Source organism: Crenalkalicoccus roseus (assembly GCF_004761865.1).
Taxonomy (GTDB): Bacteria; Pseudomonadota; Alphaproteobacteria; order Acetobacterales; family Acetobacteraceae; genus Crenalkalicoccus; species Crenalkalicoccus roseus.
The window spans coordinates 132,451-146,095 of sequence record NZ_SJDM01000004.1 but is presented as its reverse complement, the minus strand read 5'-3'; the positions used below and the strand labels follow the sequence as shown (position 1 = coordinate 146,095).

The 13,645-nt window shown below is 72.7% G+C and carries 17 protein-coding genes; 13 read left to right on the top strand and 4 right to left on the bottom strand.

The genetic code is table 11. The features are described 5' to 3' along the window. The first annotated feature begins 16 nt into the window (after positions 1–16). From ET526_RS05810 to ET526_RS05800, 3 genes are read left to right on the top strand one after another with little or no spacing between them, the layout of a single operon-like run. Positions 17–976, top strand: coding sequence for a carbohydrate ABC transporter permease (locus ET526_RS05810; RefSeq protein ID WP_135466732.1), 960 nt, complete (start codon positions 17–19; stop codon positions 974–976). Then, a complete protein-coding gene (locus tag ET526_RS05805) occupies positions 976–1,794 on the top strand; it encodes a carbohydrate ABC transporter permease (protein WP_135466731.1) in 819 nt (272 codons plus the stop codon). The genes ET526_RS05810 and ET526_RS05805 overlap by 1 nt, the downstream gene beginning before the upstream one ends. A gap of 3 nt (positions 1,795–1,797) precedes the next feature. Continuing rightward, positions 1,798–2,895, top strand: a complete 1,098-nt coding sequence (locus ET526_RS05800; protein ID WP_135466730.1) for an ABC transporter ATP-binding protein — start codon at positions 1,798–1,800, stop codon at positions 2,893–2,895. 42 nt (positions 2,896–2,937) lie between these two features. On the opposite strand, the gene ET526_RS05795 is transcribed toward ET526_RS05800, so the two are convergent. Together ET526_RS05795 and ET526_RS05790 are read right to left on the bottom strand one after the other, a co-directional pair. Then, positions 2,938–3,225, bottom strand: coding sequence for a DUF1150 family protein (locus ET526_RS05795; RefSeq protein ID WP_240048274.1), 288 nt, complete (start codon positions 3,223–3,225; stop codon positions 2,938–2,940). Between the two features lie 76 nt (positions 3,226–3,301). Then, positions 3,302–3,700 (bottom strand): Hsp20 family protein, encoded by a 399-nt coding sequence (locus ET526_RS05790; RefSeq protein ID WP_135466810.1) that lies wholly within the window; start codon positions 3,698–3,700, stop codon positions 3,302–3,304. A gap of 189 nt (positions 3,701–3,889) precedes the next feature. Between ET526_RS05790 and def the strand changes: the two genes are divergently transcribed. Genes def through truA form a run of 3 tightly spaced genes read left to right on the top strand, consistent with a single transcriptional unit; the run spans position 3,890 to position 6,107 of the window. Beyond that, positions 3,890–4,423: a peptide deformylase gene (gene def, locus ET526_RS05785; RefSeq protein WP_135466729.1), complete on the top strand. Its 534-nt coding sequence runs from the start codon at positions 3,890–3,892 to the stop codon at positions 4,421–4,423. Positions 4,424–4,440: 17 nt separating this feature from the next. Beyond that, the gene (gene fmt, locus ET526_RS05780) at positions 4,441–5,364 is read left to right on the top strand and encodes a methionyl-tRNA formyltransferase (RefSeq protein ID WP_135466809.1); all 924 of its coding nucleotides are present in this window, start codon (positions 4,441–4,443) and stop codon (positions 5,362–5,364) included. Beyond that, positions 5,346–6,107 (top strand): tRNA pseudouridine(38-40) synthase TruA, encoded by a 762-nt coding sequence (gene truA / locus ET526_RS05775; protein WP_135466728.1) that lies wholly within the window; start codon positions 5,346–5,348, stop codon positions 6,105–6,107. Before fmt ends, truA begins: the two co-directional genes overlap by 19 nt. Before the next feature lie 49 nt (positions 6,108–6,156). Here truA and ET526_RS05770 read toward each other — a convergent pair whose 3' ends face one another. Next, positions 6,157–7,209, bottom strand: coding sequence for an Ldh family oxidoreductase (locus ET526_RS05770; protein WP_135466727.1), 1,053 nt, complete (start codon positions 7,207–7,209; stop codon positions 6,157–6,159). Between the two features lie 150 nt (positions 7,210–7,359). On the opposite strand from ET526_RS05770, the gene ET526_RS05765 reads away from it, so the two are divergent. Together ET526_RS05765 and ET526_RS05760 are read left to right on the top strand one after the other, a co-directional pair. Further along, positions 7,360–7,944, top strand: coding sequence for an NAD(P)H-dependent oxidoreductase (locus ET526_RS05765; RefSeq protein ID WP_135466726.1), 585 nt, complete (start codon positions 7,360–7,362; stop codon positions 7,942–7,944). Positions 7,945–8,008: 64 nt separating this feature from the next. Beyond that, the gene (locus tag ET526_RS05760; RefSeq protein WP_135466725.1) at positions 8,009–8,233 is read left to right on the top strand and encodes a hypothetical protein; all 225 of its coding nucleotides are present in this window, start codon (positions 8,009–8,011) and stop codon (positions 8,231–8,233) included. A 25-nt stretch (positions 8,234–8,258) separates the two neighbouring features. Here the strand turns inward: ET526_RS05760 and ET526_RS05755 are convergent, their stop codons facing one another. Beyond that, on the bottom strand, positions 8,259–9,269 hold the full coding sequence (locus ET526_RS05755) for a putative zinc-binding metallopeptidase (RefSeq protein ID WP_135466724.1): 1,011 nt from the start codon (positions 9,267–9,269) through the stop codon (positions 8,259–8,261). Between the two features lie 139 nt (positions 9,270–9,408). Here ET526_RS05755 and ET526_RS05750 point away from each other — a divergent pair, with 139 nt between their 5' ends. The 5 genes from ET526_RS05750 (at position 9,409) to ET526_RS05730 (ending at position 13,643) form a co-directional block, all read left to right on the top strand. Then, positions 9,409–10,149, top strand: a complete 741-nt coding sequence (locus ET526_RS05750; RefSeq protein ID WP_135466723.1) for a CoA transferase subunit A — start codon at positions 9,409–9,411, stop codon at positions 10,147–10,149. Beyond that, complete coding sequence (locus tag ET526_RS05745) at positions 10,146–10,838, top strand: 3-oxoacid CoA-transferase subunit B (RefSeq protein WP_135466722.1); 693 nt, start codon at positions 10,146–10,148, stop codon at positions 10,836–10,838. The genes ET526_RS05750 and ET526_RS05745 overlap by 4 nt, the downstream gene beginning before the upstream one ends. Further along, a complete protein-coding gene (locus ET526_RS05740) occupies positions 10,835–11,374 on the top strand; it encodes a GNAT family N-acetyltransferase (protein ID WP_135466721.1) in 540 nt (179 codons plus the stop codon). Before ET526_RS05745 ends, ET526_RS05740 begins: the two co-directional genes overlap by 4 nt. After that, positions 11,358–11,960 carry a 2-hydroxychromene-2-carboxylate isomerase gene (locus ET526_RS05735; protein WP_158295503.1) on the top strand — a complete coding sequence of 201 codons (603 nt, stop codon included), beginning with the start codon at positions 11,358–11,360 and terminating at the stop codon, positions 11,958–11,960. Before ET526_RS05740 ends, ET526_RS05735 begins: the two co-directional genes overlap by 17 nt. A 69-nt stretch (positions 11,961–12,029) precedes the next feature. Continuing rightward, positions 12,030–13,643 carry a zinc-binding metallopeptidase family protein gene (locus ET526_RS05730; RefSeq protein ID WP_135466719.1) on the top strand — a complete coding sequence of 538 codons (1,614 nt, stop codon included), beginning with the start codon at positions 12,030–12,032 and terminating at the stop codon, positions 13,641–13,643. Positions 13,644–13,645 lie beyond the last annotated feature (2 nt).

Here is a 13,645-nt window from a genome sequence, read left to right as displayed (position 1 = left end):
GCCGGGCGCGGCGCAGATGGCCTCCGACACCCCCCAGGGCGCCGTCCGGACCTTCGAGGACGGCGCGGTGCGGGAACGGGCCGGGGCGGCCCGCACCCTCGCCTCGACGCTGCTCGATCGCCACCTCGGCATCATCCTGCTGCTGCCGAGCGCGCTCACCTTCCTGGTGCTGCTGGTCTTCCCGCTGGCCTACGGCATCTACACCAGCTTCTTCGAGCGGCATGTCCTCGACCCCGAGGGCACCTGGGTGGGGCTCGGCAACTACGTCTGGCTGTTCACCAACCCGAATTTCTGGCACTCGCTGCTGATCTCCACCTTCTGGGCGGGCGCGACGGTGGGGCTGCAGATCGTGCTCGGCACCGCGGTGGCGCTGCTGCTGCACCAGTCCTTCCAGGGCCGCTCCCTGGTGCGCGGGCTGGTGCTGTTCCCCTACATGATGCCGGTGGTGTCGGTCATCCTGGTGTGGATGCTGCTCTACAACGCGCTCTATGGCGTGATCAACTATGTGCTGGTGCAGACCGGCATCGTCAGCCGGCCCATCGCCTGGCTGTCGCAGCCCGACAGCGCCTTCTGGAGCGTGGTCTTCGTCGGCGTCTGGAAGTACTTCCCCTTCGTGGTGGTGATCGTGCTGGCGCGGCTGCAGGTGATCCCGCAGGACCTCTACGAGGCGGCGCGCATAGACGGCGCCGGCCCGATCGCGCGCTTCTTCGACATCACCCTGCCGCAGCTCCGCGACGTGCTTCTGGTGGTGGCGCTGCTGCGCACCATCTTCATGTTCAACAATTTCGAGATCGTCTTCCTGCTCACGGGCGGCGGCCCGCTGCGCGCCACCATGACCCTGCCCATCCTGGTCTACGAGCAGGCCTTCGGCGTGTACGAGCTCGGCCGGGGCTCGGCCATCGCCGTGGTGATGTTCTTCATCCTGATCGCGGTGATGTCGGTGTACTTCGCCTTCCTGCGTAAGGAGAACGACTGATGCTGCGGGCGCTGCGCATCTACGGGGCCGCGGCCCTGCTGCTGATCTTCGTCGCCTTCCCGCTCTACTGGATGGCGATCACCTCGCTCAAGCCGCAGACCGAGGTGTTCCGCGTCCCTCCCACCTGGCTGCCGGAGCGGTGGACGCTCGAGCATTACGTGGAGCTGTTCCTGCTCACCGATTTCGGCAGGCTGTTCCTCAACAGCCTGCAGGTCTGCCTGATGTCCACCTTCATGGCGCTGGCCGTGGGCATCCTCGGCGCCTATGCGCTCGCGCGCCTGAAGGTTCGCGGCAAGGAGGCGTACGGGCGGATGGTGCTGCTCGCCTACATGTTCCCGGGCGCGCTGCTGATCATCCCGCTGCTGCTGCTGTTCCGCCAGCTCGGCCTCACCAACAGCCATCTCGGCCTGTCGCTCGCCTACCTCACCTTCGCGGTGCCCTTCGTCATGTGGGTGATGCGCGACTTCTTCGCCTCCATCCCGATCGACCTGGAGGAGGCGGCGCTGATCGACGGCGCCTCGCGCCTCGGCGCGCTGTGGGACGTGGTGCTGCCGCAGGCGGTGCCGGGCATCATCGCCACCGGCATCTTCGCCTTCCTGTTCGCCTGGAACGAGTACCTGTTCGCGCTGATCCTGATCTCGGACGAGGCGCTGCGCACCCTTCCGCCCGGCATGATGCGCTTCGTCTCCACCACCGACACCAACTGGGGACTGATCATGGCGGCCTCCACCCTCGCCACGCTGCCGATGGCCCTCGCCTTCGGGCTGATCCAGCGCTACCTGGTCACCGGCCTCGGCGCCGGCGGCGTGAAGGGCTGAGCGATGGCCACGGTCCGCCTCGACCGCCTGCACAAGGAGTTCCGCAGCATCGGCGGCGCGGTGCACGCGCTGCGCGACCTCACCCTCGACATCGCCGACGGCGAGTTCGTCTCCCTGGTCGGGCCGAGCGGCTGCGGCAAGTCCACGGCGCTGCGCATCATCGCCGGGCTGGAGACGCCCACCTCCGGCCGCGTGCTGTTCGACGGGCAGGACATCACCGGGCTGGAGCCGCGGGACCGCAACATCGCCATGGTGTTCCAGAGCTACGCGCTCTACCCGCACATGTCGGTGCGGCAGAACCTGGAATACGGCCTCAGGAAGCGCGGCGTGCCGCGCGAGGAGCGGGAGCGCAAGGTGGCGGCGATCGGCGCCATGCTGCAGATCACCCCGCTGTTCGACCGCCGGCCGCGCCAGCTTTCCGGCGGGCAGCGCCAGCGCGTGGCGCTGGGCCGGGCGCTGATCCGCGATCCGGCGGTGTTCCTGCTCGACGAGCCGCTGTCGAACCTGGACGCCAAGCTGCGCGTGCACATGCGCGCCGAACTCGCCGCGCTGCACCAGAAGGTGCGCACGACGATGATCTACGTCACCCACGACCAGCTCGAGGCGATGACGCTGTCGGACCGCATCATCGTCATGAACCATGGGGTGATGCAGCAGGTCGGCACGCCGGAGGAGGTCTATTCCCGCCCCGCCAACCGCTTCGTCGCGGAGTTCATCGGCACCCCCTCCATGAACATGATCGAGGGCACCCTGCGTCCGGAGGGCGGCCGCCTGCTCTTCTCCGCCCCCGGCATCACCGTGCCCGTCCCCCCGGCCGCGGCGCGGCAGGGGACCACGGGCCAGGCGACGCTCGGCATCCGGCCGGAGGACATCTCCCTGGTGCCGCCGGGCACGCCGGGCGCCATTCCGGCGCAGGTCACGGTTTCCGAGCTGGCCGGAGCGGAGCGCTTCCACTTCATCGCCCTGAACGGCCACTCCGTCATCGTGCGCACGCCGGCGGCGACGGTGCTGCATCCGGGCGAGACGGTCGCCCTCGGCCTCGATCCCGAGCGCCTGCACCTGTTCAGCGGCGCCGGCGAGGATGCGGCGGCCATCCGGTAGGGCGCGGCCCACTCCCGCGTGCGGGAGGCGGGGTCTCCGCGCTCAGTGGACCAGCGCGGGTTCCATGTCGTGCTGGCGGATGGCGGCTGCGGCAAGCTGCGCATCCGGCGCGGCGCCGATCTGCGTGCCGTCGGCGGCATGGATCGCCATGATGCGGACCCCGTTCACCACCACCGGGCGGATATAGGCGATCTCACCGGTCCCGAAGCGGGCCCAATCCGCCTTGGAAAGCTGGCGAAGGCTGACCAGGGGCGCTTGCCCCGGCGACCCATCCGAGAAATCGTTCCCGTTCATGTTGTTGTCTCCTTCCTGCACGGCACGCTGGCCCATGCGGGACACGACGCCCCTGGAAGCGGTCGGGGGACGCTGACCGGAACGCGCCGTCCGGCGCTCCGATCCCGCGCCGCTACCGCTTCTCGGCACGTCCCTCGACAACGGTCCGCGTGGCCCCGTTGCCCTGGTTCCTGATCTCGATCGTCCTGACCCGGACCTCTGGCTGCGGGCGGCGCAGGTCCACGTGCAGCAGGCCGTTGTCGAGCCAGGCGCCCTCCACCTCGATCCCCTCGGCGAGCACGAAGGCACGCTGGAATTGCCGCGCCGCGATCCCGCGGTGCAGGAACACGCGCCCCTCCTGCTCCTCCTTCTGCTTGCCGCGGATCACGAGCTGGTTGTCCTCCTGCGTGATCTGCAGGTCGTCCATGCCGAAGCCGGCAACGGCAAGGGTAATGCGCAGCCGGTTCTCGCCCGTCTGCTCGATGTTGTAGGGAGGATAGCCGTCGGCGTTCTTCGCCACCCGGTCGAGCATCTGCTCGAGATGGTCGAAGCCCAGGAAGAGCGGGGAGCCGAACAGGGGGGAGCGCGACACGATCCGAGCCTCCTCGTCCAGAGCGAAGCGTCCGGCGGGACCCGAAGCACCCCGCCTGTGTCCCCTGATCTTGTCGGCCGGCCATGCCGTTGCAAGGGGGTCACACGGGCCCTACATGCGCCCCCCGACATGAGCGACGACGCCCTCCTGCCCATCCTGCTGGTGCCCGATGCCAGGCTGCGCGCCAGGGCCCGCCCGGTCGGCCCCGGCGATGCCGACACGGTCCGCGACCTGGCGCCGCGCATGCTGGCCAGCATGTACGCCGCGCCGGGGATCGGCCTCGCCGCCCCGCAGGTGGGGGTGGGGCTGCGCCTCGTGGTGGTGGACCTGCAGAAGGACGAGGCGCGCGACCCGCTGGTGCTGGTGAACCCCGAGATCGTCGCCACGAGCGCCGAGCAGGCGACGCGGGAGGAGGGCTGCCTCTCCCTCCCCGGCCAGTATGCCGAGGTGACGCGTCCGGCCCGGGTCAGGCTGCGCTATCAGGACCTCACCGGGGCGCGGCGGGAGATCGAGGCGGAGGGGCTGCTCTCCACCTGCCTGCAGCATGAGGTGGACCACCTGGACGGGGTGCTGTTCGTGGACCATCTGAGCCCGCTCAAGCGCAACATGATCCTGCGCAAGCTGGCCAAGGAGCTGAAGGCGAAGGCGCGGGAGAGGGCGTGAGCCGGGCCGCCGCCAAGCTGCGCCTCGCCTTCATGGGCAGCCCGGATTTCGCCGTGCCGGCGCTGCGGGCGCTGCACGGGGCCGGGCACGAGATCGCCGCCGTCTACTGCCAGCCGCCCCGCCCGGCCGGGCGGGGGCACCGCGAGACCCCCTGCCCCGTCCACCGCGTCGCGCTCGAACTCGGCCTTCCCGTCCGCACCCCGGCGCGGCTGCGGCGCGAGGCGGCGGAGCACGCGGCCTTCGCGGCCCTCGGCCTCGATGCGGCGGTGGTCGCGGCCTATGGGCTGATCCTGCCCCGCCCCATGCTTGACGCGCCGCGCCGCGGCTGCCTCAACATCCATGCCTCGCTGCTGCCGCGCTGGCGCGGCGCGGCGCCGATCCAGGCCGCGATCCTGGCCGGCGACGCCGAGACCGGCGTCACCATCATGCGGATGGAGGAGGGGCTGGACACCGGCCCGATGCTGCTCAAGGCCGCCGTCCCGATCGGCCCGCGCAGCACCACGCCCGAGCTGCACGATGCGCTGGCCGCCCTCGGCGCCCGGCTGATCCTGGAGGCGCTGGAAACCGATCCGCCCGCCACCCCGCAGCCCGCGGAGGGCGCGACCTACGCCCCCAAGCTCGGCAAGGAGGATGGGCGGCTCGACTGGCGCCAGGACGCGGCCGCGCTCGACCGGCGCGTGCGGGCCCTGAACCCCTGGCCCGGCACCTTCTTCGACCATGCCGGCGAGCGCATCCGGGTGCTGGAGGCCGAGCCCGTCCCCGGCGCCGGCCGGCCGGGGGAGGTGCTGGACGGCGCGGCCACCATCGCCTGCGGCGGGGGTGCGCTGCGCCTGCTCCGCCTGCAGCGCCCCGGCCGCGCGCCGCTGCCCGCCGCGGCCTTCCTGCGCGGCTTCCCGCTGCCGCCCGGCACGCTGCTTGCCCCATGCCCCTCTACGCCCTGACCCTGGAGTATGACGGCGCCCCCTTCGTCGGCTGGCAGCGGCAGGAGGAGGGGCTCTCCGTGCAGCAGGTGCTGGAGGCGGCGGCGGCGCGGCTGAATGGCGGCGCCCCGGTCCAGGCCGTCGCCGCCGGCCGCACCGATGCCGGCGTGCATGCCGAGGGCCAGGTGGTGCAGATCGGGCTCGCCCGGGACATGCCGCCCGAAAGGCTGCGGGAGGCGCTGAACTACCACCTCAGGCCGCATCCCGTCGCGGTACTTCGCGCTGCCCTGGCGCCGCCGGGCTGGCATGCCCGCTTCTCCGCCACCCGGCGCGGCTATCGCTACCGCATCCTGAACCGCCCCGCCCGGCCGGCGCTGGACCGCGGCCGGGTCTGGCACCTGCAGCACCCGCTCGACGCCGAGGCGATGCATGCGGCGGCGCAGACGCTGCTGGGCCGGCACGACTTCTCCGCCTTCCGCGCCGCCGCCTGCCAAGCGAAGAGCCCGCTCCGCACCCTCGACCGCCTGGAGGTGTCCCGCCAGGGGGAGGAGGTGGTGGTGGTGGCCGAGGCGCGCAGCTTCCTGCACCACCAGGTGCGCAACCTGGTCGGCACGCTGGCCGAGGTGGGGCTCGGCCGGCGGCCCGTCTCCTGGCCTCGGCAGGTGCTGGAGGGGCGGGACCGGACCCGCGCCGGGCAGACTGCCCCCGCCGCCGGCCTCGTCCTCGTCTTAATCCGCTACGACCCGGAGCCGGGCTGGGTGTGATGCCCGGGGCCGTTTCCGGGATCGCCCCCGGGCATCCGGGGTGGGGGTATCAGGCGAAGCCCAGCCGGTCCGCCAGGCCGGAGGCCTCGGCCAGCCCACGCAGCTTCGCCCAGGTGGCCTCCTCGATCTCGATCCCCTCGACGGCGCGGCTTCGCGCCGCCAGGTGCTCGACCTCCCCGGGGTAGAGCACGCCCTGGCTGCCCCTGGCCGGCGGCGTCGCCTTCAGGTAGCGCGCGAATTCCGCGACCTCCCTGCGGAACGCCGCCAGCGGGCGGAACGCCTCCACCTTGATGGCAAGGAGGAAGCAGCCGTCATTGTGCCGTCCCGAAGGCTCCACGCCGAAGCCGAGGCCGGTCAGGATCCCGCAGAACACCTCGCCCATGGCGGCGAGGGCGGTGCCCTTGTAGCCCTCCCCCGGCCCGCCGAGGGGCAGCAGCGCGCCACCCGCGAGCTTCTTCGGGTCGGTGGTGAGCTCCCCCTCCCCGTCCACCACCCAGCCGCGCGGAATCTCCTGCCCGCGCGCCTCGGCGAGCTTCACCTTGCCCATCGCCACCGCCGAGGTGGCGAAGTCCATGCAGAAGGGCCCCTCCAGGTCGGAAGGCACGGCGATCGCCCAGGGGTTGGTGCCGAGCCGCGCCTCGCGCCCGCCGAAGGGAGCGACGGATTTCGGCGAGCGGCCGGAATCCGCCCAGGCCATGCCGATCATCCCGGCCTCGGCGGCCATCAGCGGATAGCTCGCCAGCCGCCCGACATGGCCCTGGCGGAACACGGTGGTGGCGGCGATGTCCTGCGCCGCGGCCTTCTCGATCGTCAGCCGCATCGCGCGTTCGTTGACGACGTAGCCGAAGCCCCAATTGCCGTCCACGACGGTGGTGGTCGGGCTCTCCCGCACGATGGTGAAGGGCGCGCCGGGAAGGATGTGGCCGACCTTCACCCGCTCGATGTAGTTCGGGATCATGATGACCCCGTGGCTGTCATGGCCGGCGAGGTTGGCGTTCACGCAATGGCGCGCCACCGTCGCCGCCTCCTCCTCCGGCACGCCGGCGGCGACGAGCAGCGCCTGCCCGATCTCCCGCAGCCGCTCCGCCTGGACCTTGGGCATGGTGGTTCTCCCCCTTCCGCAGCGGCGGCGATGATGGGCGCAATTCCGCCGCCCCGGTAAGCCCCCGGGGCGCGATTGACGCGCCTCGTCCCCCCTTGGCAGGCTGGGGCGGCGGCGGCGATCCGGGGCCGCCCCATGGGACGGCCGGGCATGGCGAAGCGCATCCTGCTGATCGAGGGCCATCCGGATCCCGACCCGGCGCGCTACCTGCGCGCGCTCGCCAATGCCTACGCCGAGGGCGCGCAGGCAGCCGGGCATGAGGTGGAGCGCATCGCCGTCGCCACGCTCGAAATCCCCTTCCTGCGCAGCCAGGCCGAGTGGCAGGCGGCGGAGCCGCCCGCCGCGTTGCGCGCCTGCCAGGAGGCGATCCGGCGCGCCGAGCACATCGTGATCCTCTACCCGCTCTGGCTCGGCACCCTGCCGGCCATGCTCAAGGCCTTCCTCGAGCAGGTGCTGCGGCCGGGTTTCGCGATCGGCTCCGCCGGCCGCCTCGGCCACGCGCCGCTGCTGAAGGGGCGCAGCGCCCGCATCGTCATCACCATGGGCATGCCGGCGCTGGTCTATCGCTGGTGGTTCGGCGCCCACAGCCTGCGCAGCCTGGAGCGCAACGTGCTGCGCTTCGTCGGCCTCGGCCCGATCCGTGAGACGCTGATCGGACCGGTTGAGGCCATGGGCCCGGCAAGGCGCGCCGCCTGGATCGGGACGCTGCGGCGGATCGGCCGGCAGGGGCGCTGACCGCGACCGCCCGTGCAACCGCGGGGCGGGAGCGCCGCTGGAAGGAAAGGAAGGAGACCCGATCATGCGGCGAGCCATGGCGGTCGCGCCCGCGGCGCGTGCCGAAACGCCTTTCCTGATGCTGATGGCGCTGGCCCTGCTCTCGCCCCTTGCGGTGCTGGCCCAGGGCGGCGGCCTCGTACTGGCGCTGCTGTCCTTCCCGGCGGTGCTGGCGGTGCCCTGCGGCGCCGTGGAGGCGATGCTCGCCCTGGCGCGGGCGGTGCTGTGGGTGGAGGGTGGCGGGCGCTGACCCCTCCGGAGGAGAGGCGCCTCGCTCAGGGGCGCGCCTCGCCCTGGCCGCCCCTCGCCTCGCGCGCCAGCCGGTGGATGAGGCCGATCCGGGACAGGGCCTCGGACGGCGGTGCGGCCTGATCGTGCCCCGGCGCGCCCGCGCAGCGGTTCAGCCCCTCCAGCGCCCGCGCGAGGTGCCGCCACGGCGCCGCCAGCGCTTCCGCATCGGGCGCGGCATAGGGATCGAAGCCGCGCGCCGCCCAGGACTCGCCCTCTCCGGAACCGAGGCAGAGTTCGAGCGACGCCGCCATCTCGAGCATGTCCAGCATCTGCAGCCACTGCGCCCAGCTCCGGGCGAAGGCCTCCCGCGGCGCGTCCCCCGCCTCCTCCCCCCGGGCCCGCGCGGGGCGCCCCCCGGCGAAGGCGGCCTGGAAGGCGGAGAGCCGCCCGCCATCCCGCACCAGCAGGTCCCAGTAGTAGTGCCCGCTCTGCTGGCGCAGGCGGCACAGCAGGGTGGAGCCAGGGCCGCCCGGTTCCCCGCCGGGGCGAGACCCTGCAGCCGCCTCCGCCTCGGCCAGGGCGAGGGTGATCACGCCATCGGCGTGTCGCGACACCACGGGCGGGCCGCCGGGCGGATCGGGAAGGATGTCGAAGGCGAGGCCGCGCGCCGGATCCTGCCGGCGATCCGGCATCGGAAGGTTGAGGCGGCGGAGGGTGTAGATCAGGCGCCGCTTCGCCTCCTCCCAGCGGCGCCAGGGCGGAAGGTTCTCCGGCGCCGCCAAGTCGGGCAGGGTGCGGTTGTGCCGGCAGGCGAGGCAGAGCGAGTCCTGCGAGCGGGCGGGCAGCAGCCAGTTGCAGGCCTCATGGTCGGCATTCGCGCAGTAGCGGAAGCGCCCCTCCGGCATGGCCAGGGCCCGCCAGGCGCGGCCATCGGGCTCGAGCGCGCTCAGCGTCTCGGCGCCCGGCAGGTAGCCGAGCGCGTGCCCGCAGCGCCCGCAGCGCCGCTCCTCGAAATGCAGCCGATGGCCGCAGGCCTGGCAGCGGAACAGCCTCATTGTCGGCCCGGACGCATGGCGCGCCGCAAGGTTTCGTCACCGATTCGCGGGCGGGAATGCGGGGCGGGACGCTGCCCGCTCGCGCCCCCGCGCGGACCGCCCTAAGCTTTCCCCAAACCATGGAGGGAACGCGGGACCGATGGCGGGACGAGGCAAGATCCTCGGCAGCTTCGCCGAGGCGGTGGCGGACATGCCGGACGGGGCGGTGATCGCCTTCGGCGGCTTCGCCGGGCCGGGCACGCCCTACAACCTGATCCGGGCGCTGCTGGCCCAGGGCGCGAAGGACCTCACCTGCGTCGCCAACACCACCGGCGGGGCGCACCAGCCGCGCATGCCCGACGTGGCGATGCTGGTCGAGAACCGGCAGGTGCGGAAGGTGATCTGCAGCTTCACCGCCGCCAATCGCCCGACCGACGTGATCCCCTTCACCCGGTATTACGAGGCCGGCGAGGTGGAGGCCGAGCTGGTGCCGCAGGGCACGCTGGCCGAACGGCTGCGCGCCGCCGGCGCCGGCATTCCGGCCTTCTACACGCCGACCGCGGTCGGCACCGAGCTGGCGGAGGGGCGCGAGACGCGGGTGATCAACGGCCGCGAATACCTGCTGGAATACGCGCTGCCGGTGGACGTGGCGCTGATCCGCGCCTGGAAGGCCGATGCCGCGGGGAACCTGGTGTTCCGCCTGGCGCAGCGGAATTTCTGCCCCATCATGGCGATGGCGGCGAAGCTGACGATCGCCGAGGTGGAGGAGGAGATCCTGCCCGTCGGCGCCCTCGACCCCGACCACATCCACCTGCCGGGAATGTTCGTGCAGCGCATGGTGAAGGTCCCGCCTCCGCCCGAGGGGCTGTGGACCGTCCGCCGGGTGGAGCGCGCGCGATGAGCCGGCCCCTGTCCGGCGGGCCGGCTCAGGCCCCCACGCCCGCGAGCGCCCCGGCCACCGGCTGGAGCCGCCAGCAGATGGCCGACCGGGTGGCGCAGGAGTTCCAGGACGGCTGGGTGGTCAATCTCGGCATCGGCATCCCGACGCTCTGCTCCAATACCGACATCGGGGGCCGCGAGGTGACCTACCACGCGGAGAACGGCGTGATCGGCTACGGCCCGGTGCTGCCGCCGGGCGAGGAGGACCTGCACTTGGTGAATGCCGGCGGACAGAACGTGTCGCTGCGCCCCGGCGCCTCCATCGTCCACCACGCCGACAGCTTCGCCATCATCCGCAGCGGCCGCATCGACGTGACCGTGCTCGGCGCCTACGAAGTCTCCTGCCGCGGCGACTTTGCCAACTGGAAGCTCGCCGGCGCCAAGGGCGGCACCATCGGCGGCGCGATGGACCTGGCCGCCGGGGCGAGGCGGGTGTTCGTCATCCTCGAGCACACGCAGAGGAACGGGGCGCCACGGCTGGTGCGCGACTGCGCCCTGCCGGTGACGGCGCGCGGGGTGGTGACGCTCGCCTGCACCAATCTCGGCCTGTTCGAGCCGGTGGGCGAGGGCTTCCGGGTGCGGGAGCTGGCACCGGGCATTTCGCTGGAGGCGGCGCGGGCGGCCACCGGCGCCCCGCTTCTCGCCGGGTGAGCCAGCCCTGCTTCGCCACGCCGCGCCTCCGCCTGCGCCCCCGGCGCCTGGCGGATACCGAGGCCTGCCTGGCGATGGACCGCGAGCCGGGGGTGACGCGCTTCGTGGACGGCCCCTGGAAGGATCCGGCGGGTCACCGCGCCTTCATCGAGGCGCGCACCCTCGGCCCCTGGCCGCCGGGCCTCGGCTACTGGAGCGTGCTGGACGCCGCCGCGGGCGGCTTCCTCGGCTGGGTGCTGCTGATCCCGGAGGATGGCGAGGGGCCGGAGATCGAGATCGGCTGGCGGCTGCGCCCCGCCGCCTGGGGCCGCGGCATCGCCACCGAGGCCGCGGCGCCCGTGCTGCGCCACGGTTTCGTCGCCCTCGGCCTGCCGCGCATCGTCGCCGGCATCCATGCGGAGAACGCCGCCTCGCTGCGCGTCGCCGCCAAGCTCGGCCTGCGGCCGCGCGGGACGGCGGGGCATGAGGTGCGGTGCGCGCTGGACCGCCGGGAGTTCCTTGCCTTCCAGGAGAGACCCGATGGCCCGCCACATTGACTACTACGTCTCCCTCAACTCGCCCTGGACGCATCTCGGCGCGGCGCGCATCGAGGCGATGGCGGCGCGGCACGGCGCCGGCCTGCGCGTGTTCCCCGTGGATTTCGGCGCCATCTTCGCCGGCTCGGGCGGGCTGCCGCTGCCGAAGCGCTCGCCGCAGCGCCAGGCCTACCGGCTGCAGGAGCTCAGGCGCTGGCGCGACCGCCTCGGCATCCCGATCCAGCTGCAGCCGAGGCACTTCCCGGCCGACGAGCTGCCCGCCGCCTGCTGCGTCATCGCGCTGCGCGAGACGCAGGGCGATGCGCCGGCCCTCCGCCTTGCCCACCGCGTCCTGAAGGCGCTGTGGGAGGAGGAGAAGGACACGGGCGATCCCGCCACCCTCTCGGCCCTGATCGCCGAATGCGACCTGGACGCTGAAGCGGTGATGCGCCTCGGCGCCGAGCCGCGCTGGCGGGAGAGGCGGGAGGCCGACACGCAGGCGGCGCTCGGGCGCGGCGTGTTCGGCGCGCCGAGCTACGTGATCGGCGAGGAGATCTTCTGGGGACAGGACCGGCTCGACTTCGTCGAGGAAAGGCTCGCATCCTGAGCGCAGGCGGCTGGCGCGCGGCCACGCCCGGGCCCTACTCTGCGCGCGCACCGGAGAGGGGGAGGCATTATGGCGGAGCTGCCGGAGGCGCGCCGGACGGCGCTGGACTGGATCGCGGCGAACGAGGCACGGCTCTCCGCCTTCAATCGGCGCATCTGGGACTACGCCGAGCCCGCCTGGCGCGAATACAAATCGGCCGCCGCCTACGTGGCGCTGCTGCGCGAGGAAGGCTTCGAGGTCGAGGAGGGTTCGGGCGGCATGCCCACCGCCTTCTGCGCCCGCTGGGGCCAGGGACGGGGCAATGGCGGCCCGGTGCTGGCCAGCTTCGCCGAATACGACGCGGTGCCGGCGCAGTCGCAGCAGGTGGTGCCCTGGAAGGCGCCGCGGGAGGGTCTGCATCCCTGGGCGGCAGGGCATACTGACCCGCACTCCTCCCTCGGCACCGCGGCGCTGACCGGCATCCTGGCGGCCAGGGCGGCGATGGAGCGGCACGGCATTCCCGGGCAGCTCGTGCTGTTCGGAGAACCGGCGGAGAAGGTGTGCGGCTCCAAGCCGGTGCACGCCGCCAAGGGCTATTACGACGGGCTCGACGCCGCGGTGGTGTACCACCCGCACGCCACCAGCACCGTCACGGCGGAAACGCAGTTCGGCGCCTACTGGTCGGCGGTCTTCACCTTCGAATGCCTCGCCCCGGAGACCTGGATAGACAAGACCCTGCTGCCGATCCGCGACATCGGCCACGCCGCGGCGCGCGCGCCGGGCGCGATCGACGCGCTGATGCTGATGTACATGACCACCAAGACCACCAAGGAGGCGATGTTCCCCCACACGGGGGCCTGGACGCTGAACGAGTTCATCCTCGCCGGCGGCGACGCCACCTCGGACAACCTGGCGCCGCGCTTCGCGCAGATCCAGTATTCCTGGCGCTCCCCCTCGCTGGCGCTGCAGCAGCGGATCGCCGACATCCTCGTCGCCAACGCGCGCAGCGCGGCGGCGGCGACGCATTGCGTCGCCTCGCTGCGCTGGGTGACCAAGACCCGGGTCGGCCTGCCCAACGCCGTGCTGACCGAGGCCACCTGGGCCAATCTGCAGGAGGTGGGGCCGCCCGCCTATGGGAAGGAGGCCGTCTCCTTCGCGCGGGAGATCCAGAAGACACTCGGCCTCGCGCCGATGGAGGATCCCTTCGCCCCGGCCAACACCCGCCTGACCTCGCCGCAGGAATTCGAGGCCGGCCTGCGCGCCTTCCTGCCCGCCTGGCAGAAGCATCTCTCCGCCGACGACTACGTGGAATTCTGCTGGCACTGCCCGACGGTGCGGCTGCTGACGGCGCGGCCGCGGCTGCGCCCGCCCGAGCCGGGCTACGAGTATCCTGCCTGGGCGCACAACGCCCTCGGCGGCCTGCCGGCGGCGATAGATCCGGGCATGTTCGTCGCCGGCCGCACCATGGCGCTCACCTTCCTTGACCTCGCTTTGAAGCCGGGCCTGCTCGAGGCGGCGCAGGCGGAGTGGCGGCGCCGCACCGGCGGCGGCATCGGCGGCACGGAGTGGGTGGCGCCGCTGCTGCCGCGCGATTTCCCTCCGCCGGTGGACCTGCGCTGGCCGGAATACGTCACCACCGCGCGCGGCGAGGAATGGTGGATCCCGACGCCGCGGGACGGCGCGGGCACGGGCGAGCGGCTGTAGGA

What these genes read in the sequence shown, in the direction of transcription:
- ET526_RS05810 (WP_135466732.1), top strand. Translation starts at nt 17, where the DNA reads ATGGCCTCCGACACCCCCCAGGGCGCCGTCCGGACCTTCGAGGACGGC.
- ET526_RS05805 (WP_135466731.1), top strand. Translation starts at nt 976, where the DNA reads ATGCTGCGGGCGCTGCGCATCTACGGGGCCGCGGCCCTGCTGCTGATC.
- ET526_RS05800 (WP_135466730.1), top strand. Translation starts at nt 1,798, where the DNA reads ATGGCCACGGTCCGCCTCGACCGCCTGCACAAGGAGTTCCGCAGCATC.
- ET526_RS05795 (WP_240048274.1), bottom strand. Translation starts at nt 3,225, where the DNA reads ATGGGCCAGCGTGCCGTGCAGGAAGGAGACAACAACATGAACGGGAAC.
- ET526_RS05790 (WP_135466810.1), bottom strand. Translation starts at nt 3,700, where the DNA reads ATGCTCGACCGGGTGGCGAAGAACGCCGACGGCTATCCTCCCTACAAC.
- def (WP_135466729.1), top strand. Translation starts at nt 3,890, where the DNA reads ATGAGCGACGACGCCCTCCTGCCCATCCTGCTGGTGCCCGATGCCAGG.
- truA (WP_135466728.1), top strand. Translation starts at nt 5,346, where the DNA reads ATGCCCCTCTACGCCCTGACCCTGGAGTATGACGGCGCCCCCTTCGTC.
- ET526_RS05770 (WP_135466727.1), bottom strand. Translation starts at nt 7,209, where the DNA reads ATGCCCAAGGTCCAGGCGGAGCGGCTGCGGGAGATCGGGCAGGCGCTG.
- ET526_RS05765 (WP_135466726.1), top strand. Translation starts at nt 7,360, where the DNA reads ATGGCGAAGCGCATCCTGCTGATCGAGGGCCATCCGGATCCCGACCCG.
- ET526_RS05760 (WP_135466725.1), top strand. Translation starts at nt 8,009, where the DNA reads ATGCGGCGAGCCATGGCGGTCGCGCCCGCGGCGCGTGCCGAAACGCCT.
- ET526_RS05755 (WP_135466724.1), bottom strand. Translation starts at nt 9,269, where the DNA reads ATGAGGCTGTTCCGCTGCCAGGCCTGCGGCCATCGGCTGCATTTCGAG.
- ET526_RS05750 (WP_135466723.1), top strand. Translation starts at nt 9,409, where the DNA reads ATGGCGGGACGAGGCAAGATCCTCGGCAGCTTCGCCGAGGCGGTGGCG.
- ET526_RS05745 (WP_135466722.1), top strand. Translation starts at nt 10,146, where the DNA reads ATGAGCCGGCCCCTGTCCGGCGGGCCGGCTCAGGCCCCCACGCCCGCG.
- ET526_RS05735 (WP_158295503.1), top strand. Translation starts at nt 11,358, where the DNA reads ATGGCCCGCCACATTGACTACTACGTCTCCCTCAACTCGCCCTGGACG.
- ET526_RS05730 (WP_135466719.1), top strand. Translation starts at nt 12,030, where the DNA reads ATGGCGGAGCTGCCGGAGGCGCGCCGGACGGCGCTGGACTGGATCGCG.